The organism is Kitasatospora sp. NPDC056531, from assembly GCF_042794375.1.
GTDB lineage: Bacteria > Actinomycetota > Actinomycetes > Streptomycetales > Streptomycetaceae > Kitasatospora.
Genome location: NZ_JBHTTU010000033.1, coordinates 75,164 through 92,960, shown reverse-complemented (window position 1 = coordinate 92,960; position 17,797 = coordinate 75,164). Strand labels below are relative to the sequence as shown.

Annotated in this window: 16 protein-coding genes and 1 pseudogene; 13 read left to right on the top strand and 4 right to left on the bottom strand. The window is 70.2% G+C overall.

Translation table 11 applies throughout. The annotated features are described in order from the left end of the window. Positions 1-832 (bottom strand): beta-ketoacyl synthase N-terminal-like domain-containing protein (locus tag ACFQ87_RS25695; protein ID WP_380613157.1); only part of this gene is annotated, 832 nt, incomplete at its 3' end. 531 nt (positions 833-1,363) lie between these two features. Between ACFQ87_RS25695 and ACFQ87_RS25690 the strand changes: the two are divergent. Next, positions 1,364-1,538: pseudogene (locus tag ACFQ87_RS25690) on the top strand (transposase); the annotation flags it as partial. 347 nt (positions 1,539-1,885) lie between these two features. Next, positions 1,886-4,666, top strand: a complete 2,781-nt coding sequence (locus ACFQ87_RS25685; RefSeq protein WP_380613156.1) for an AAA family ATPase — start codon at positions 1,886-1,888, stop codon at positions 4,664-4,666. A 168-nt stretch (positions 4,667-4,834) separates the two neighbouring features. Here ACFQ87_RS25685 and ACFQ87_RS25680 read toward each other — a convergent pair whose 3' ends face one another. Continuing rightward, positions 4,835-5,284: a cold-shock protein gene (locus ACFQ87_RS25680; RefSeq protein ID WP_380613155.1), complete on the bottom strand. Its 450-nt coding sequence runs from the start codon at positions 5,282-5,284 to the stop codon at positions 4,835-4,837. A gap of 220 nt (positions 5,285-5,504) precedes the next feature. On the opposite strand from ACFQ87_RS25680, the gene ACFQ87_RS25675 reads away from it, so the two are divergent. The 5 genes from ACFQ87_RS25675 (at position 5,505) to ACFQ87_RS25655 (ending at position 10,114) form a co-directional block, all read left to right on the top strand. Beyond that, the gene (locus ACFQ87_RS25675) at positions 5,505-6,104 is read left to right on the top strand and encodes a transposase (protein ID WP_380613154.1); all 600 of its coding nucleotides are present in this window, start codon (positions 5,505-5,507) and stop codon (positions 6,102-6,104) included. 181 nt (positions 6,105-6,285) lie between these two features. After that, complete coding sequence (locus ACFQ87_RS25670) at positions 6,286-7,230, top strand: ACP S-malonyltransferase (RefSeq protein WP_380613153.1); 945 nt, start codon at positions 6,286-6,288, stop codon at positions 7,228-7,230. Positions 7,231-7,304: 74 nt separating this feature from the next. Continuing rightward, the gene (locus tag ACFQ87_RS25665; RefSeq protein WP_380613152.1) at positions 7,305-8,552 is read left to right on the top strand and encodes a beta-ketoacyl-[acyl-carrier-protein] synthase family protein; all 1,248 of its coding nucleotides are present in this window, start codon (positions 7,305-7,307) and stop codon (positions 8,550-8,552) included. 28 nt (positions 8,553-8,580) lie between these two features. Further along, positions 8,581-9,810 carry a beta-ketoacyl-[acyl-carrier-protein] synthase family protein gene (locus tag ACFQ87_RS25660; RefSeq protein ID WP_380613151.1) on the top strand — a complete coding sequence of 410 codons (1,230 nt, stop codon included), beginning with the start codon at positions 8,581-8,583 and terminating at the stop codon, positions 9,808-9,810. Between the two features lie 67 nt (positions 9,811-9,877). Then, entirely contained in the window at positions 9,878-10,114 is a 237-nt protein-coding gene (locus ACFQ87_RS25655; RefSeq protein WP_350743348.1) for a phosphopantetheine-binding protein, read from the top strand. A gap of 101 nt (positions 10,115-10,215) precedes the next feature. Here the strand turns inward: ACFQ87_RS25655 and ACFQ87_RS25650 are convergent, their stop codons facing one another. Beyond that, positions 10,216-11,439 (bottom strand): RNA-guided endonuclease InsQ/TnpB family protein, encoded by a 1,224-nt coding sequence (locus ACFQ87_RS25650; RefSeq protein WP_380613150.1) that lies wholly within the window; start codon positions 11,437-11,439, stop codon positions 10,216-10,218. Between the two features lie 158 nt (positions 11,440-11,597). Between ACFQ87_RS25650 and ACFQ87_RS25645 the strand changes: the two genes are divergently transcribed. From ACFQ87_RS25645 to ACFQ87_RS25635, 3 genes are read left to right on the top strand one after another with little or no spacing between them, the layout of a single operon-like run. Continuing rightward, a complete protein-coding gene (locus ACFQ87_RS25645) occupies positions 11,598-12,455 on the top strand; it encodes a cyclase family protein (RefSeq protein ID WP_380613149.1) in 858 nt (285 codons plus the stop codon). A 3-nt stretch (positions 12,456-12,458) separates the two neighbouring features. After that, positions 12,459-13,244, top strand: coding sequence for a 4'-phosphopantetheinyl transferase superfamily protein (locus tag ACFQ87_RS25640; RefSeq protein WP_380613148.1), 786 nt, complete (start codon positions 12,459-12,461; stop codon positions 13,242-13,244). After that, positions 13,237-13,677: a MarR family winged helix-turn-helix transcriptional regulator gene (locus ACFQ87_RS25635; RefSeq protein ID WP_380613147.1), complete on the top strand. Its 441-nt coding sequence runs from the start codon at positions 13,237-13,239 to the stop codon at positions 13,675-13,677. The genes ACFQ87_RS25640 and ACFQ87_RS25635 overlap by 8 nt, the downstream gene beginning before the upstream one ends. A 54-nt stretch (positions 13,678-13,731) precedes the next feature. Here ACFQ87_RS25635 and ACFQ87_RS25630 read toward each other — a convergent pair whose 3' ends face one another. Further along, positions 13,732-14,790: a hypothetical protein gene (locus ACFQ87_RS25630; RefSeq protein ID WP_380613146.1), complete on the bottom strand. Its 1,059-nt coding sequence runs from the start codon at positions 14,788-14,790 to the stop codon at positions 13,732-13,734. A 242-nt stretch (positions 14,791-15,032) separates the two neighbouring features. Between ACFQ87_RS25630 and ACFQ87_RS25625 the strand changes: the two genes are divergently transcribed. The 3 genes from ACFQ87_RS25625 to ACFQ87_RS25615 all read left to right on the top strand — a co-directional run bounded on the left by ACFQ87_RS25625 (position 15,033) and on the right by ACFQ87_RS25615 (position 17,652). Continuing rightward, a complete protein-coding gene (locus ACFQ87_RS25625) occupies positions 15,033-16,082 on the top strand; it encodes an alpha/beta fold hydrolase (protein WP_380613145.1) in 1,050 nt (349 codons plus the stop codon). Positions 16,083-16,227: 145 nt separating this feature from the next. Next, positions 16,228-16,743 (top strand): MarR family winged helix-turn-helix transcriptional regulator, encoded by a 516-nt coding sequence (locus ACFQ87_RS25620; protein WP_380613144.1) that lies wholly within the window; start codon positions 16,228-16,230, stop codon positions 16,741-16,743. 3 nt (positions 16,744-16,746) lie between these two features. Then, positions 16,747-17,652 (top strand): DNA-3-methyladenine glycosylase family protein, encoded by a 906-nt coding sequence (locus ACFQ87_RS25615; RefSeq protein WP_380613143.1) that lies wholly within the window; start codon positions 16,747-16,749, stop codon positions 17,650-17,652. Positions 17,653-17,797: the final 145 nt, after the last annotated feature.

The window sequence follows — 17,797 nt, the reverse complement described above, 5'->3', positions numbered from 1 at the left end:
GGCGTTCGACGAGGATGACGCCGGCGCCCTCGGACCAGCCGGTCCCGTCGGCGTCGGTGGAGAAGGACTTGCACCGCCCGTCCGACGCAAGGCCGTTCTGAAGTGACGACTCCAGGAACGTGGTGGGTGTGGCCATGACGGTGACGCCGCCGGCCATGGCGAGGTCGCACTCGCGGTTGCGCAGGGCCTGGACGGCCAGGTGCAGGGCGACCAGTGAGGAGGAGCAGGCGGTGTCGAGGGTCACCGCGGGGCCTTCCAGGCCCAGGGTGTAGGCCACCCGGCCGGACAGCACACTGCCCGCCATGCCAGTGCTGAGGTATCCCGCCACCTCCGGTGGCAGCGTGGCGAGTTCGCCGGCGTAGTCGTGGTACATGACGCCGGCGAACACACCGGTCCGGCTGCCCCGGACGGAGTGCGGGTCGATGCCGGCGCGCTCGAACACCTCCCACGAGGTCTCCAGCAGCAGCCGCTGCTGCGGGTCCATCGCCAGGGCCTCACGCGGCGAGATGCCGAAGAACTCGGCATCGAATTCGCCCGCGTCGTAGAGGAAACCGCCCTCCATCGTGGTGGAGCCGCCGGCCTCGGGGCCGTACAGCTTCTCCAGGTCCCAGCCGCGGTTGTCGGGCATGGCCGCGATCGCGTCCCGGCCTTCCGCCACCAGCTGCCACAGCTCGTCCGGCGACGTCACGCCACCCGGATAGCGGCAGGCCATGCCCACGATCGCGATCGGCTCGGTGTCCCCTGCCTCCAGCTTCTTGATGCGGCGATGCGCCAGACGGAGGTCGGCTGTCATCCGCCGCAGGTAATCAACGAGCTGAGATTCGTCCGTCATTTCTTACCCCGCTGAGAGAGAGCAAAGGATGCGTGGGGTCCGAAGAGCCCCGGAAAGAGGTACGAGCCGGACAGAAGTTCTGTCCGGCGGTTCTTTCCTGCGAATATATGCGCGTGAATCTGGCGCTTGTGCAGTCAGAATGCGGTCACGGCAGTGCCGATCGGCAGATTTCCAACATTCAGCGGCATTGCTCCTCCTTGCCGAGGAGGGGCTGGCCTCGCGTCGGGAGGCTCTGTCCAACATCGGTCGGTACCTGCCGGACGGACATGCCCGGGAACACAGGCGAATGAAAACACGCGAATATGTAGCATGGTAGCGACTGGCCGATCCCGACTACCACCCCTAACGCTCCGACGGAACCCCTAGCCGGCGACGAGGTATCCCGTAGAGGCGGCGGTGATCCCCTTACGGGTGACCCGGTCGCCCCCGGAAATGAATGTCCGAAGTGTCGAATAAGGTGGTGTCGCCGACTGCCGGGGGTGTTGGCAGGCCGTTGATTAAGGGGCTCGAGCGCAGATCCCGCACTGGCTGGCGACCATCGGCGCGCTGCCGGTGGCTGTGGCCCCCGAAGTGGGAGCCGTATCGCCTGCCTTCCCGGGCTGACGATGCGTCGCATCGCCGGATCTCTACCCGGGCGAGGCCAAGAGCGGTGCCGAGACGTGCTGGTCATCGCGGACGCGCCCGCATCGCGCCGCACACTCTGCGCGCCTGGCCAAGCGCCTCGTCGAGGGCGTCTTCACCGCCCTCGACGAACGGGCAGACGTCGTTCCGGCACTGAGGCTGCAGCCCCGATTCGGCCGGAGTCACGTGCCCCTCCATGGCTACCGGGGCTCGGGGAAGAGGCACCTTTTGAGACGATGCATCCAGCCATTATGGCGCTTCGTAGCCCCTCGATTGCCTACCGTGATGGCCGAAAGAGTGTTTGACTCGAACCGTTACGAGGATATACTAGCCTATCGGCTCGAATTCATGAAGGTTGTTCCTTTCGGTGGGTCAGGTTCCCATTTTGGGAATTTTGATCAACTGGACTCGCATCGAACTCTAGGGGGAGTTTTGGTTCTGGTCGACCGGGAAGTGGAGCTGAAACTGCTTGAATCGGCCTTCGGTGACTGTCTGGCCGAGAAGTCCGGAGTGGTTGTTGTCGAGGCTGCTTTCGGATGCGGTAAGAGTGAGATTCTCGAAATATTTGTCGAGAAATTGTCGGGGGTTGGGGTAATTGCTCTGCGAGCTAATGCTGCCTCGATGGAGAGTGTCAACCAGCTCGGTGTGGTGCGCCAGTTGCTGGGGTCCGGACGGGTTCCCGCGGACTCTGTGAATCGGTTCCATGAGCTTTTAAAGGGAGCCGCTCGCGCTGAAGCCATGGAGGAGTTTTCTGCAATTTTGCAGAAGCTGTCCGCTATTGCGCCGGTAGTCATCGCGGTCGACGACGTGCAGTATGCCGACCGTGATTCCCTGCATTTCCTGCTCCATGCGGCCCGCCGGTGTCGTGCCGCCCGGCTGATGATGATCTTCACCGAGTCACTGGCTGGCACGCTGCGTGACCCGGTGTTCAGTACCGAACTGCTGCGCCAGCCGAACCTGCGGCGCATCCAGCTCAGTGGGCTCACCCGGAGGGGAGTCGGGCGAATCCTGGAGCGCGACACGAGCATCCCTGCTGACAGCCAGGTTGTGGATGGCTTCCACGCCGCCACGGGTGGGAACCCGCTGCTGGTACGGGCGCTGATGGAGGATTACCATGCGTTGTCGTGTCGGGAGCGACAGGAACCCCCTGAGAGCCCACAGCCCACCGCAGGTGGCGCGTTCGGCCGGGCCATCCTCGCCTACCTCTACCGGGACGGCGCCGCGGCCCTTGCGGTGGCGCAGGGCCTGGCGGTCCTGGGTGGCGCGGACAGCAGCGGCATCCTTGCCCGGCTGCTCGGCATCACCTCGACGGCGGTGGATCAGGGAGTGCGGGCCCTGAATGCCGCCGGGATCATCAGCGGTTACTCGTTCCGGCACCCGATGGCCAGGACCGCCGTGTTGGAGAGCATGGAAGAGTCGGTGCGGGTGGAGCTGCACCTTCGGGCGGCAGCACTCCTCTACTCGGAGAGCGCGACCACCACGACCGTGGCTGCGCACCTGAGGGTCGCCGACCAGGTCCGTCACCCGTGGGGTATCGCCGTACTGCGGGATGCGGCGGAGCAGGCGCTCGCCGATGGCAACGTCAAGTGCGCGTCGTCCTACCTGGAGCTTGCGCATGCGATGAGTGAGGACGGCCGGCAGCGGATCGAGATCAAGCTGAGGTTGGCCGACGTCATGCGCCGGGTCAATCTCTCCGGAGTGGAGCTGCATCTCAGGGAGCTGATGTGCGCGCTGAATAGGGACCTCCTGTCGGTGTCGAACCTCGCACCGCTGGCCAAGCTGCTCTGCGCGCACGGCTGGATCGATGATGCGCGTGAGGTGCTCGACAGGTTGGAGCAGCTGACGACGGCAGAGATCCGCGCTGAGGCCGAAGTCCAGTTCGTCAGGCCGTGGCTGACCGCGAGCATCGCCCCCGTCCGGTCGGTGCCCGCCGTGCAGCCGGCGCTGCGGCCGAAGGCGGTGTCGATTCATCCCAAGTCGTCCTCCGGTCGGCTGCACGGGCTCGGGTCGGCTGCCCGATGGCTGCCGGGGCGCCAAAGGCCGGACAGGATCGTCCAGTTGGAGGAGCTGCTGGACAGCTCGCCATTGACCGATTCGACTCTCGATCCGATCGTGAGTTCGCTTCGGACACTGCTCCATCGCGGCAGGATCGACATGGCTGGAAGGTGGTGTGATCGATTCCTCAAGGAATCGGCCGCCAGGAATGCGCGAGGATGGGAGGCTGTATTCTCCTGTGTCCGCGCGGAGATCTCCCTCCATCGGGGGGACCTGGTAGGCGCGGAGGAATTCGCAGTCAGGTCGCTGCATCATATATCGCAGAAATACGGAACTTCTTTTTCTGGTGCTCCCATCGGAATTCTCGCGATGGTGTACACGAACATGGGGAAGTATGACGAGGCAGCTCGTCAGCTTGACCGGCCGGTGACTGATGCCCTATTCAGGAGTGTCCACTGGCTAGGCTATCGCAGGGCGCATGGGCGGTACTTCCTCGCCACCAACCGGTTCGATGTCGCTCTAGGCCAGTTCCTTGCCGTGGGCCGGCTGGCGGAGCGTTGGGGTGTCGACGACCCGGCCGTGACGCCCTGGCGGGCGGATGCTGCCGAGGCGCTGGTCGCGCTCGGTGACCGGGATCGTGCCGATGGCCTCATCGCGGAGCACCTCGCGAAGACGCCGCACAATGCTCGGCGCAGCCGCGGTATCGCTTTGCGGCTCAAGGCGTCCCTGGCCGCGGTCGAGGACCGGCCGGCGCTTCTCGCTCAAGCGCTTGACGAACTCCAGCTGTCGGGCGACAAGTTGGAGTTGGCCAGGGTTCTGCTCGAGCTGGGGTCGGTCCATCAGTCCAAGGGTGAGTCGGGCCGGGCCAGCATGCTGCTGCGTCAGGCCCACCACATCGCGCAGGAGTGCGGAGCCCGGCCGCTGTCCGAGGAGGCTGGAGCCGCCAACGGCAACAGGCCGGGCGCGGAGGAGTCCCGGTTCGAGGAGAGCGCCGAGACCGTGACCCCTGACAGTGCCCTCAGCGAGTCGGAGCTGCGCGTCGCATGGTTGGCTGCGCGGGGACACACCAATCGTGAAATCGCGGACAAGCTCTGTATCACCGTCAGTACAGTCGAGCAGCACCTCACCCGGGTCTACCGCAAGCTCGACATTGCAGGGCGACAGGAACTGCCTACCGGTATCCAGATGAGTGGTCTCCAGTTCGCCGCAGCGCAGTGACGGGAGGTTCGCGGCCGACCGCCGGAGACCCGGAGGCCGGCCGCAGCCGCGGAGCCTGAAGTGGCAACTCAGGATCTCCGGCGGCCTCAGCCGGGGAGACGGGACCGGTACCCGCGTGCCGTTTCCCCGGCGTGCCGCTCAGCCGGAGCGGCGGGGCTCAGCCCGCGTTCAGGACTCGACCCAGCCGTGGGTGCGGGACAGCTCGACCGCACAGGCGCGCACCTCTAGCAGCTGGGAGCCGGTCAGTGTCGGAACCGCACGGAGCAGGGCTTCGGTCAGCTCCTGCTGGAACTCACCGGCCGACAGCACATCGCACAGGCCGTCCTCGGAGTCGAGTCCTGCCCGCACCTTGGCGCTCGCCGGTGCGCTCGGCAGGGTCGCTGCGGGCTGCTCACCGTCGATGATGCGAACGTCGGACGCCTTGCGTCCGCGATCACCCATTTCCGACTCGAACGACACCCGGATGCCTGGCTGGATCATGTGCTTCTCGCTGAGAAGATCATTCGCGTGCATGAAGATGTCTTCGCCGCCGTTATCGGGGGCGATGAATCCGTAGCCGCGCACGTCATCGAATCGCAGAACTTTTCCTGTTGTCAACATCCTGACCGCAAACCTCACAACCTCATGAAAGCAACCCACGGCGCAAACGGCGCCGAAGGCAGGCTAACAGCGGCCTGTGCGGGATGTAAAGATTTCTGTAGGCGCCTGTCGGAATTCTGTAGAATTCGCTGGTCTGAGAGACAGGACGATCGGAATGTCTCGGGCGGTGCCCGGGATCTCCCGGGTCCTCCAATAGTGCTTCGTCAGGTTGATTTGATCTTGGTGGTCGCGGCAGTGCATGCTGCGGCCCGTGGATCTTGGCGAGGCGGAGAGGCTTCGCGGGGGTCTCGGCGCGCGCTCGCTCTGCCGGGTCAGGGTGAGCGTCCACGTTGTCGCCGACAGGGCTTCCAGCCCGTTGTCCTGGCGGCTGTTCGTGCGGTCGGACTGGGACGACCGCGACGGCGACCGCGGGAGACGCACCGGCCTGCCGCCGGAGGTCGGGCACGTCGAGAAGTGGCGGCTCGCGATCGACACGTTGGAAGAGCTGATCGCCTGGGGGGCTTGCCCCGCAGGTTGTGGCCGCCGACGCCGGCTGCGGCCAGTAGGACGGTGCCGCGCCCAGTGCGAACGACGGCGCCACCTCGGAGCGGGCCGGTGGCCCGGTGCTGATCACGAAGTTCTGGCTTCCGCTGACTCTTTCGACCAGCAGGCGGCCGTGCGCGACCGGGCCGCCGTTCGGCAAGCGCAGTTGGAACGCCGGATAGCTCTCGGGCGTGGTGTTTCCTGCCCCTGGTGGACTGGTATCGCCAAGGGTCGTATCCGTACGGTGTGGCAGGGGGTTGGGGTCCCGGCTCTTCAGGAGCCTCGGCGAACGACCCCTGACCTGGGGAGACGGTGACAGACGGGCGAGAGGGCCCGGTTCGGACGAATGTCCGGACCGGGCCCTTTTGCGTGTGTTCGAGGGCCCGTCAAGGGCTGGGCGAGGGGAACTGATGGTCGGATGAGCTGATTGACAGTCTGCAAAACCATCAGTCATGCTGACATTCAAGAATGGTGATGCACAGAGAGGGTGGCAGCTCATGGGGCACCGGTACGCGTTCCTCTTCCCCGGGCAGGGCAGCCAGCACGTGGGCATGGGGGCCGACCTGTACGAGCGGTCGCCCTTCTTCGGACAAGTGCTGCGCCGGGCCGGGGCGATGGTGGGGCAGGACATCGAGGAGGCGGTGCTGGTCGGTCCGGCCGAGCGGCTGACCGAGACGGTGCCGACCCAGCTGTCCGTGCTGGCGCTGTCCTGCGCGCTGACGGCCGAGTTGGACCTGCTCGGGCTGGCCCCGGCCGTGGTGGCCGGGCACAGCCTGGGGGAGTACTCGGCGCTGGTGGCGGGCGGCTGGCTCGACCTGGACGACGCGTTGGTGGTGGTCGCCAACCGGGCGGCCGAGATGGCGGATTGCTGTGTGGCGACGCCGGGGGCGATGGCCGCCGTGCTGGGGATGGACCCGGCGACGGTACGGGCGGTCGCAGCCGAGGTGTCCGGCACGGTGGTGGTCGCCAATGCCAACAGCCCGCGCCAGTCGGTGGTTTCCGGGGAGAGCGAGGCCGTCCGGCTGCTGTCCGGGGCGCTGCTGGAGCGGGGCGCCAAGGCGGTGATCCCGTTGGAGGTGCACGGCGCCTTCCACTCGCCGTTGATGGCGCAGGCGGAGGACCGGCTGGCCCCGCTGATCGCCGACCTGCCGCTGCATGCCGGCCACACCCCGTTGATCAGCAGCATGACCGGCCAGTTGGTCACCGATCTCGATTCCTACCGCCGCCTGCTGGCCCGTCAGATCGCCGCCCCCGTGGAGTGGGTCGGCGTGATGGAGACGTTGCGCGCGGAGGCCGTGGACACCTGCATCGAGGTCGGTCCCGGCACCGTACTGCGCGGCCTGCTACGGCAGTTCGACCGCAAGGCGGTCTCCGCGTCCTGCGCCGGCTGGGGCGACGCGATGGCACTCACCGTGGGCGACGAGCACCTGCTGGTGGCTTGAGACCTGGCCCGACCGGCCGTAAAGAGCACTGAGCACCGACCACTTCACCGACCGAGAGGGACAAGGAGAGCGCGATGCGTCGAGTCGCGATCACGGGCCTGGGGGTCCTGGCCCCCAATGGCATCGGAAAGAAGAACTTCGCCGAAGGCCTCTGGGAGGGCCGCAACGGCGTCTCCCGCATCGGCTCCTTCGATGCTTCGGGATTCAACTCGCAGATCGCCGGCCAGTTGCCGCCGGTGGTCCTGCCCGGCAGCCCGGCCGAGGAGCCGGACGGCGACGACCGGGTGGTCCGAATCGCCCTGGCCGCCGCGTACGAGGCGATGGCCGACGCCGGACTGGACGGACCGGGCGAGGTCGACCCGTTCCGCACCGGTGTGGTGATCGCCAACGCGATCGGCGGCACCAAGTTCATGACCGAGCACTTTCCGGACCTGACGGCGGGCGGCACCGGCCCGATCGACGTGGCCGCCGCGCACCGCCGGCTGCACCTGTCCGCGACCTTCAACACCCCGACCGCCGCGGTCGCCGACGCCTTCGGCCTGTACGGCCCGGCGGTCACCCTGACCACCGGCTGCACCGGCGGCAACGACGCGGTCGGCTTCGCCTTCGACGCCATCCGGCGCGGCGACGCCGACGTGATGGTGGCCGGCGCCGCCGAGGCCCCGATCACCCCGTTCGTGGTCGCCTGCTTCGACGTGATCGGCGCACTGTCGGTGCGCAACGACGACCCGGAGCACGCCTCCCGTCCGTTCGACCGGTTCCGGGACGGCTTCGTGCTGGCCGAGGGCGCGGGCATCGCGGTGCTGGAGGAGTGGGAGCACGCCCGCGAGCGCGGCGCCGTGATCCTCGGCGAGGTGCTCGGTTTCGGCAGCAGCGCCAACGCCTTCCACATGACCGACCTGGCCGAGCACGGCACCGACCTCGCGCGCTCCTTCCAACTTGCTCTGGACGACGCGAAGTTGCCCGCCGAGCGGATCGGCTACGTGAACGCCCACGGCTCCTCGACGCCGCAGAACGACGTCTGCGAGACCAACGCCGTCAAGCTGGTGCTCGGCGAGCAGGCGTACCGGACGCCGGTCAGCTCGATCAAGTCGATGGTCGGCCACGCGTTGGCCGCCGCCAACGCCCTGGAGTTCGTGGCCTGCGTGCTCGCGCTGAACGAGCACCGGCTGCCACCCACCGTCAACCACGTCGAGCCGGGGGAGCACTGCGACCTCGACTACATCCCGAACACCGCCCGCGAGGCGACCGTGGACGCCATCGCCAGCCTCTCCAGCGGTTTCGGCGGCATCCACTCGACGGTCGTCCTCGGCCGCGCCTGAGCCACCCGACGGAAAGAGAGGACACGAGATGCGCAAGGTCGTCATCACCGGGGTGGGGCTGGCTCTCCCGGGCGCCCGCACCACCGAGCAGTTCTGGGACCTGGTCGGCGCGGCTCGCCCGGCGGTCGCCGAGATCGACCGCTTCCCGACCGGGCCGTACACCGCGCACCGCGCGGGCGTCGCCGGGGACGAGGCGGTCGCCTCGATCCCGCTGAGGCTGCGCAAGCGGATGGACCGCTTCTGCCAACTGGCCCTGGTCGCCGCGCAGGACGCGCTGGCCGCCGCCGACCTGGACCCGGCCGAGGCCCCTGAGGGGGTCGGCGTCTACCTGGGCAACATGTACGGCGGCTGGGAGATCACCGAGGAGAGCATGCGCCGGCTCTGCCAGGTCGGCTACACCGGCGTCAGCCCGTACATCGCCTCGGCCTGGTTCCCCACCGCGCCGCAGGGCCAGATCAGCATCAAGTGGGGGATCAAGGGCTTCTCCAAGACCGTCGCGGCGGACACCGCCAGCGCCGCCGTGGCGATCGGCTACGCGGTGCGGGCGATCGCCGAGGGCCGCGCGGAGGCGATGCTGGCCGGCGGCGCCGAGGCGCCGGTCACGCCGTACACCTACACCTTCTGCGAGACCAGCGGGCGGCTCACCCCGGGCGACTACCGGCCGTTCGGCGCCGGGGCGGACGGCTACCTGGTGGGCGAGGGCGCGGTGGTCTTCACCCTGGAGTCCGAGGAGAGCGCCAGGGCGCGCGGCGCCGAGATCCTCGCCGAGGTCGCCGGGTTCGCCGCCGGGCACGCCAGCTCGGACCAGGTCTTCGGCCGCACCGGTACCGACGTGCTGACCCACGTGGCGCAGACCGCGCTGAAGGAGGCCGAGGTCGCCCCGCAGGACCTCGACCTGATCGCCCTGGACGCGCAGGGCACCGTCTACGCCGACGCCGGCGAGGTCCGGGCGGTGGCGGACCTGCTCGGGGCGGGCGCGGTCGACCAGGTGCCGTGCACCACCGTCAAGCCGGTCACCGGCCACCTGCTCGGCGCGGCCCCGGCCGTGGACCTGCTGGCCGCGCTGCTGGCGATCCGCAACGGAGCGGTGCCGCCGGTGGCCGGGATCACCGCGGGGGAGCGGGAGGCGACCGAACTGGACCTGATCGTCGACGCCCCCCGGGTGCGGTCGGTGCGCACCGCGCTGGTCAACGCGCGCGGCGCGGACGGCACCGTGGCGGCCCTGGTGCTGCGCGGGCCCGCCGCGGACACGAACTGACAAACGGACGAGACGACGTGACGGCACGTCAGAGAACCGAACACAACCAGTCGAGGGAGAACCCGAGATGAGCACCCAGACCCTGTCCACCTTCGACCGGCTCAAGGCCGTGCTGGTCGAACTCGGCATCGAGGCCGAGGAGATCGTCCCGGAGGCGCAGCTGCGCGCCGACCTGGACATCGACTCCGCCGAACTGGTCGAGACCGTCGCCTCGTTGGTGGGCGGCCAGGCCCCCGACGGCAAGGCGCTGAAGAACGTCCGTACGGTCGCCCAACTGGTCGAGTTCCTGGACGGCCGGATCTGAACCGCGGCTCGCCCGCCCGCGCGGTGGGCGAGACCGTCGACAGGTGAGGAGAGGAGGCGTGTTGACTTCCTCCCCCTTCTTAAGGGAAGGGGGATTCCCTCTCAACCTCGCGGCTGAGCCGCCGCGCGTGTGCGCTGCGGTGGGACTACTTCCTGCTTCATCGACGACTGCCCGCCCGGAGTGCTCCGTTGAGGTCTTACACCGTCTCCACAGGCTGTGACCGCCAGTCCGGCGGCCAGGAGATTCTTGGCTGCGTTCACGTCCCGGTCGTGGGTCGTGCCGCAGCCACACGTCCAGGTGCGGGCGTTCAGCGGCATGGCCTTGGCGAGGCTGCCGCAGTACGAGCACAGCTTGGACGAGGGGAACCAGCGGTCCACGACCACCAGGTCCCTGCCGTACCAGGCCGACTTGTATTCCAGCATGGACCGCAGTTCGGTCCAGCTCGCGTCCGAGATGGCGCGGGCGAGGGCGTGGTTCTTGACCATGTTGCGCACGGTCAGGTCCTCGATCGCGAGCGTTTGGTTTTCGCGCACGAGTCGAGTGGTGAGCTTGTGCAGGAAGTCCCTGCGCCGGTCGGCGATCCTCGCGTGGATCTTGGCGACCTTGGTCCGGGCCTTGGCCCGGTTGTTGCTGCCCTTGGCCTTGCGTGCAAGGTCGCGCTGGGCCTGGGCGAGGGCGGCACGGTCCTTGCGCTCATGGCGCGGGTTGGTGATCTTCTCCCCGGTGGAGAGCGTCACCAGGCTGTCGAGTCCGGCGTCGATGCCGACCGCCGTGTCCAGCACGGGCAGCGGCTTGACGCCGGAGTCCTCGCACAGCATCGACACGAACCAGCGCCCTGCCACGTCACGGGAGACGGTCACCGTGGACGGCACCGCCCCCTCGGGCAGCGGCCTGGACCACACAACGGCCAGTGGCTCGACCGTCTTCGCCAAGGTCAGCTCACCGTTCCGGAAGCGGAACGCCGAGCTGGTGTACTCCGCGCTGGCGCGGGACTTGTGCCTGGACTTAAAACGCGGGTACTTCGCCCGCTTGGCGAAGAAGTTGGTGAACGCCCCTTGCAAGTGGCGAAGCGCCTGCTGCATCGGGACGCTGGACACCTCATTGAGGTAGGCCAGTTCCTCGGTCTTCTTCCAGGCCGTCAGCATCGCCGAGGTCTGGTTGTAGGTGATGCGCTCCTGGCGGATCGCCCACGCCTCAGCACGGGCGGCCAGCGCCATGTTGTAGACCTTCCTGACACATCCGAGCGTCCGGGCAAGCACATCGGCCTGCTCCGGGGTCGGATAGAAGCGGAACTTGAAGGCCCGCTTCACGTGACTGGTCGGCATGGCTCACACCGAAGCACCCCGGATTGTGACCACATGACGAGTAATCATCTTCCGAACCGGCAAATCGCCTTGACGGTGATCTGCCTTTCCCTGTCCCGCTCCGCGGGAAGTCCGTTTCCTCCCCCGGCTAAAGCCGGAGGTATCCACGGAGGTATCCGATGACAGAGCACGAGGGCCCACCGCCTGCGGTGCCCGGGCTCCGGTTGATCGACCTGAGCGTCATCGTCCAGGACACCCCGAGCGAGGCGACCCCGGTCGAGGTCGAGGTCCTCGACCACGAGACCGGCGCCGTCGTGCTCGGACTCGGTCCGGACGCGTTCCCGGACGGCATGGCGGTCTCCAGCGAGACCGTCACGCTGACCACCCACACCGGGACGCACATGGACGCGCCCCTGCACTACGGGCCGGAGTCCGGTGGCGCGCCCGCGAAGAGCATCGACCAGGTCCCCTTGGAGTGGTGCTACGGGCCGGGCGTGCGCCTGGACGTCCGCCATGTGCCGGTCGGCAGTGCGATCACGGTGGACCAGCTGATCGCCGCGCTGGACGAGGCCGAGCACGAACTGGCCCCGGGCGACATCGTGTTGCTCTGGACCGGCGCCTCGAAGCACTGGGGCACTGCGGAGTACCTCACCGAGTACGCCGGCCTCTCCGGGAAGGGCACCGCCTTCCTGGTGGAGCGCGGGGTCAAGGTGATCGGCATCGACGCCTGGGGGCTCGACCGCCCGATGGCCGCGATGGTCGAGGAGTACCACCGCACCGGTGACCGCGAGGTCCTGTGGCCCGCCCACATCTACGGGCGGATCAGCGAGTACCTGCAGCTGGAGAAGCTCAACCGGCTGGAGGAACTGCCCGGGCCCACCGGCTTCATGGTGACCTGCTTCCCGGTCGCCGTGGCCGGCGCGGGCGCCGGCTGGACCAGGGTGGTCGCGATGGTCGGCCCGACCGGGCAGGCCCCTGCGCAGCCCGCCGGTCCCGCCCGGTGCGCCGCAGAGCCGGACGGGCGAGAGGCGGACTGAGCCGTGGTGGTCCGCTTGGGGGTCGACGTCTCGGACGTCGCGGACTGGGCGGTACGGCTGCGGCGCACCCCGCAGGTGGCCGCGGTGGCGTTCACCGAGCGAGAGCTCGCCGCCACCGCGGCCGACCCGCGCGCGCTCACCGAGGTGTGGGCGGTCAAGGAGGCCGTGCTCAAGGCGCTCGGGACGGGCTTCGACGGGATCGGCTGGCGCGGGATCGAGGTGGCACCGCCCGGTGGCGGGGCTCGGGTGGTCCGGATCGCGGGCGGTCGCCACCCGCCGGACTTTCCCCGGGTGTTGCGCGGCGCGGTGCGGGAGGTCGGGGGTTCGGTGCTGGCGGCGGTGGTCGCCGCCCCGGGCCTCGGCCACCGCCCGCCGCCGCGGCTGCGCGCCGCCCTGGTGGCCGTCCCGGGCGGCCTGCCGCGCCGGGAGCGGCAGCGGGCCCACTCGGCGGCGGCCAGGCTGGCCGGACGGCGGGCCTGGGAGGCGCTGTGCGCGGGCACCGGCCGGACGGCCGCAGGGACCCGCTGGGGCCGTACCGAGGCGGGCGCGCCGGTGCTGCGTACGGTGGGCGGGCTGCGCGTCCCGGTGGCGCTGGCCCACGGCGCCGGGCTGGCGGCCGCGCTGGTGGCGCTGCCAGCTGCCCGGGTGCCGCACGAGGCCGAGGCCGAGGACAACGGGGCCGAGGACAACCGGCCCGGCGATTCGGGCCGGGGGTCTGGAAAACCATCTCTAGAGCTGACTATCATCGCGCATGACAATCTGCTCAAGGAGGTGACGGTCCATGCCTGAGACCGTGGACACCGCCACGGCCCGGCGGCCCGAGCCCGGCACCGGCCGGCTGCTGCGCCTGGCGGCCGACCGGTTCTCCGACCGGCTGGCCGGGGCGCTCGCGGACCGCGGCGTGCGGCCCAAGGACCACGCCGTGCTGGCCACCCTGGTGGCCCAGGGCCCCAGCGCCCAGCAGGCCCTCGGCGAACAGCTCGGGATCGACCGGACCAGCATGGTCGGGCTGATCGACCAGCTGGAGGAGCAGGGGTGGGTGGTCCGCCGGCGAAACCCGGCCGACCGGCGCGCCTACCGGATCGAACTGACCGAGCCGGGCGTCCGGCTCGCCGTCGAACTCGCCACGCTGGAGCGGCAGGTGGACGAGGACCTGCTGGCCGGCCTGGCCGCCGCGGACCGCGGCGCGCTGGGGCGGCTGCTCGACCTGCTGGCGGCATGACGAAGGCCCGGCGCACGGACGCCGGGACACGTATAGCTCACAAGCACCACCGGCTTAGAACGGGAAGCTCGGCACCGACACCGCCGAGGCGCGGTAGACCTCGGCCCCCGGACACGCGGCCTGGACGGTCCGTCCGCCGTCCGCGGTCGGCAGGGTGACCAGCACCGGCTCGTGGCCGAACCGCCGGTGCGCCAGCTCCACCCAGTCGACGGCGGGCCAGGGCCCGACGGGCAGCCGCCCGACGGCATGGCGGCGCAGCAGCGCGAGCTGCTCGGAGCCCTGGTGCCAGGCCGTCAGCGCCCGGGTGCCGCTCGGACCGGTCGGCGGCGCGAAGCGGGTGCGGCGGGCGCGGTGCGCACCGGGCCGTACCGTCCGCCCGCCGGAGCCGGGCCCCGGCGGGCGGCCCAGCCGGGCGGCCATCGCCTTGAGGAAGGCGTCCTCCAGGGCGGCGCCGGGCGTCGCCCGGCCGCTCACCCCGAAGCTCGCCGCGTCGCCGTCGCCGCGGTGCATCACGACCATGCCGAGCGCGAAGCCGGCAGAGGTCCACAGGAACGCCTCCGCCGTCAGCCCCTGCGCGGGCAGCGCCCGTCGGACCTCCCCGGGCAGCCGGTCGGCCAGCAGCACGGTGGCGTCGGCCAGCCGGGTGTGCGGGTGGCGCCACCAGCGGGCCGCGACGTCCAGCGCGAGCACCTCGGCGAGCGCCGGGCCGGGTGCGCCAGCGCCGTCCAGGACGGGTTCGCGCACGGCGGCGGGGACGGGGGCGGAGAAGAAGATCCGGGCCGGCACCAGGTAGCGCAGCCCGCTGACCGCGCCGACGCCGGAGAGCGCGGGCAGCGGCGGGGCGGCGACGGGCTCGGCGGCGCCGGGGACGAAGTCCGCGGGCTGCAGCGCCCGGACCGGGCCCGGACCGACGGCCGTCGGGCCGTTGGCGGCCTCCTGTAGGGCGCGCGCCGCGTGGTAGCGGGCGAGCGCGCCGCGCCGGGCGTCCGCCGCGGTGAAGCCGCAGGCGGAGACGGACATGGGGTGGCGGCCGCCGAGGTCGGTCACGGTCGCGCCGTGCACGGCGCCGTGCACCACGGACGTCCAGATGGTCTCCTCGACGGTCGTCGTCATCCTCGGCCTTCCTTCCTCCCGTCTTCCGGACCTCAGTGTGCGGGGCGGCCGACGGGTGCTCCATCCCCAGAACTGTGCAGGGCGGCCGGGGTGCTCCGCCCCGACCTGCGTACTTCGCGGAACGGCTCTTCGCGTCCTGCCGGCGTCTAGTTCGGCTCAAGCTCCCAGGCCCCGGGCTTCCTTACGCTGCGAACAGCACAGCAACGGAACGTGGCTGCTGGAGCAAGGGGGAAGAGCGAGGGATGAGCAGGCCGACCGGAGCAAGAGGCGGGGAAGCACCGCTGGTCCGCCGCCGCCTGGTCGAGGGCGGGCGGCACATCTCGTGGACGGCCGGCGGCGAGGGCCCGGCGCTGCTGGTGCTGCCCGGCTGGGTCTCGCACCTGTCGGTGGACTGGTCGGTCGGGCCGGTGGGCGACTTCCACCGCTCGCTGGCCGAGTCCTTCCGGGTGATCCGCTACGACCCGCCCGGGGTCGGGATGTCCGCGGAGGAGGACCCGGACTTTTCCCGGGAGCGTCAACTCGCCGATCTGGCAGCGGTGGTGGACGCGTGCGCGGAGGAGCGGGTGATCGTGCTGGCGAGCGGACTGGCCGGGCCGCTGGCCATGCTGTTCGCCGCCCGCTACGCGGACCGGGTGAGCCGGCTGGTGCTGTTCGGCACCGCGCCGTCCTTCACCGCGGACCGCGACCACCCGGACGGGCTGGCCGACGACCTGCCCGGCGCGGTGGAGCGGCTGGTCCGGGCGGACTGGCACCTCGGCTCCCGATTGGTGGCCGAGCTGCTGCTGCCGGGGACCAGGCCGGAGGAGGTGCGCTGGTACGCCGACTACCAGCGGATGTGCGCCCAGCCGGAGGCCGCCGCTGCGCTGTTCCTGGACTCCTGCGCGCTGAACGCGTGGTCGGAGCTGGCCGAAGTGGCCGTTCCCACGCTGCTGCTGCGCCGGGAGGACAGCTACCTGTGCCCGGCGGCGGTCGCCCGTCGGATGGTGGAGGCGCTTCCGGAGGCGGTGAGCCGGACCCTGTCGGGCGGGGCCTCGCTGCCGTACTTCACCGACCCGGAGACGGTGCTGGCCGAGCTCGCGGCGTTCGCCAACCCCGGTCGGGGGCTGTTGACCGACCGCGAGCTGGCGGTGATCGGCCGGGCCAGGGACGGGCTCTCCAACCGGGCGATCGCCCGGATCCTGGGGATCTCGGAGCACACCGCGGCCCGCCACCTGGCCAACATCAACGTCAAGTTGGGGGTGAACAGCCGGGGCATGGCGGTGGCGAGGGCGATGGAACTGGCCCTGATCTGACCCGTCCGCCGGGTCGCCCGGGATACTCGTATCCGATATAGTAAACGCGCATAGTAAGTGGAGAGAGGGGCCCACCTATGTGGGGGATCCAGTACATGCAGACCACCGAGCAGACCCCTGTCACGGAGGGAAAGTGAGCACCGCCATGAACGAGTCCGCAGTGCAGAACCAGCCGGAGGCCGACTTCGAGCGGCCCGCCAAGCCGGCCGAGAGCCCGGGCTTCCTGCTCTGGCGCGTCACCCTCTCCTGGCAGCGGGCCATCGCCGCGGCCCTCAAGCCGCACGACCTGACGCACGTGCAGTTCGTGCTGCTCGCCGGCGCCGGCTGGCTCGGCGCCCAGGAGGGCCCGCCGACCCAGCGCCACCTGGCCGACCACTCCGGCACCGACCCGATGATGACCAGCCAGGTGCTGCGCACCCTGGAGAGCAAGGGCCTGGTCGAGCGGATCCCGGACCTGGTCGACACCCGCGCCAAGCGGGTGCAGGTCACCGAGACCGGGGCCGCGCTGCTGGAGAAGGCGATGTACGCGGTGGAGAAGGCCGACTCCGAGTTCTTCGCCCCCGTCCCGCGCAACGCGGCGCTCGCCGTGCTGTACGCGCTCTCCGACGAGTGGGGCCAGCCGCTCGCGCCCGGACTGCCCAGCAACCACAAGGAGGACTGAGTCATGGCCACGGAAGCGACGGCCCTGCACCTGACGGACATTCGGCTGCCCGCCCGGGAGCCGTTCGACTTCCGGGCCTCCCTCGGCTTCATCGGCTCCTTCCCGGCGATGGCCGGCCAGCAGGGCACCGCGCAGGCGGCGCTCACGCTGGCCGTCCGGGAGGCCGGGGCGACCCTGGGCGTGCGCCTCACGGCGGCGCCCGGGGCGTCCGGCTTGGACGCCCGGCTCGCCTCGGAGCAGCCGATCACCGCCGAGGCGGTGGCGGCGGTCACCGACCGGATCGACTTCTACCTCGGGCTCTCCGACGACCTGGCCGGGTTCTACCGGCTCGCCCGGCAGGACGAGCCATTCGCCCGGGTGGTGGAGCGGCTGCACGGCTACCACCAGGTCAAGTTCCCCTCGCCGTTCGAACTGCTCTGCTGGGCGATCCTGTGCCAGCGGGTGCCGATGCCGGTGGCCCGCCAGATGAAGCGGTCCCTGGTCGAGGCGGTCGGCAACCGGATCGACGTGGGCGGTGAGCGGCTCTGGGCCTTCCCGGACGTCGACCAGCTGGCCCGCTTCGAGGAGGCCGAACTGGTCGCCCTGATCGGCAACCAGCGCAAGGCCGGCTACCTGCACCGCTCGGTGCGGCTCTGGGCCGAGCTGGACGAGCACTTCCTGCGCACCGGCCCGTACCAGGAGGTCCGCGAGCGGCTGCTGAAGCTGCCCGGGATCGGCGAGTGGTCGGCGTCCTTCCTGCTGATCCGCGGGCTCGGTCGGATGGAGCGGATCGTGCTCGACAAGGAGATGGGCCGGGCCGTCCAGCGGGTCTACGGCCGACCCGTCGACGAGGCGGAGTTCCAGAAGCTGGCCGAGCACTACGGGGCCTGGCAGGGCTACTGGGGGCACTACTTGCGCGTCGGCGGCTGACCGGAGCGCACGGCGTCGCGCACCCGGCGTCGAGCACCCCGAGTCGCCCACCCAGCAGAGCGGCCCCCCCCGGGTCGGCCCCGGTGGGGGGCTTCTGGTTTTACGTTCCGGTCTGTTTCTTTTCCCCTATCCTTCCTGGATTTTT

Excerpts from the sequence above, each read along its gene's own strand:
- ACFQ87_RS25650 (WP_380613150.1), bottom strand. The coding sequence starts at position 11,439 with ATGCCGACCAGTCACGTGAAGCGGGCCTTCAAGTTCCGCTTCTATCCG.
- ACFQ87_RS25675 (WP_380613154.1), top strand. The coding sequence starts at position 5,505 with ATGCTGCGGCCCGTGGATCTTGGCGAGGCGGAGAGGCTTCGCGGGGGT.
- ACFQ87_RS25620 (WP_380613144.1), top strand. The coding sequence starts at position 16,228 with ATGAACGAGTCCGCAGTGCAGAACCAGCCGGAGGCCGACTTCGAGCGG.
- ACFQ87_RS25625 (WP_380613145.1), top strand. The coding sequence starts at position 15,033 with ATGAGCAGGCCGACCGGAGCAAGAGGCGGGGAAGCACCGCTGGTCCGC.
- ACFQ87_RS25635 (WP_380613147.1), top strand. The coding sequence starts at position 13,237 with ATGCCTGAGACCGTGGACACCGCCACGGCCCGGCGGCCCGAGCCCGGC.
- ACFQ87_RS25660 (WP_380613151.1), top strand. The coding sequence starts at position 8,581 with ATGCGCAAGGTCGTCATCACCGGGGTGGGGCTGGCTCTCCCGGGCGCC.
- ACFQ87_RS25645 (WP_380613149.1), top strand. The coding sequence starts at position 11,598 with ATGACAGAGCACGAGGGCCCACCGCCTGCGGTGCCCGGGCTCCGGTTG.
- ACFQ87_RS25615 (WP_380613143.1), top strand. The coding sequence starts at position 16,747 with ATGGCCACGGAAGCGACGGCCCTGCACCTGACGGACATTCGGCTGCCC.
- ACFQ87_RS25630 (WP_380613146.1), bottom strand. The coding sequence starts at position 14,790 with ATGACGACGACCGTCGAGGAGACCATCTGGACGTCCGTGGTGCACGGC.
- ACFQ87_RS25655 (WP_350743348.1), top strand. The coding sequence starts at position 9,878 with ATGAGCACCCAGACCCTGTCCACCTTCGACCGGCTCAAGGCCGTGCTG.
- ACFQ87_RS25665 (WP_380613152.1), top strand. The coding sequence starts at position 7,305 with ATGCGTCGAGTCGCGATCACGGGCCTGGGGGTCCTGGCCCCCAATGGC.
- ACFQ87_RS25670 (WP_380613153.1), top strand. The coding sequence starts at position 6,286 with ATGGGGCACCGGTACGCGTTCCTCTTCCCCGGGCAGGGCAGCCAGCAC.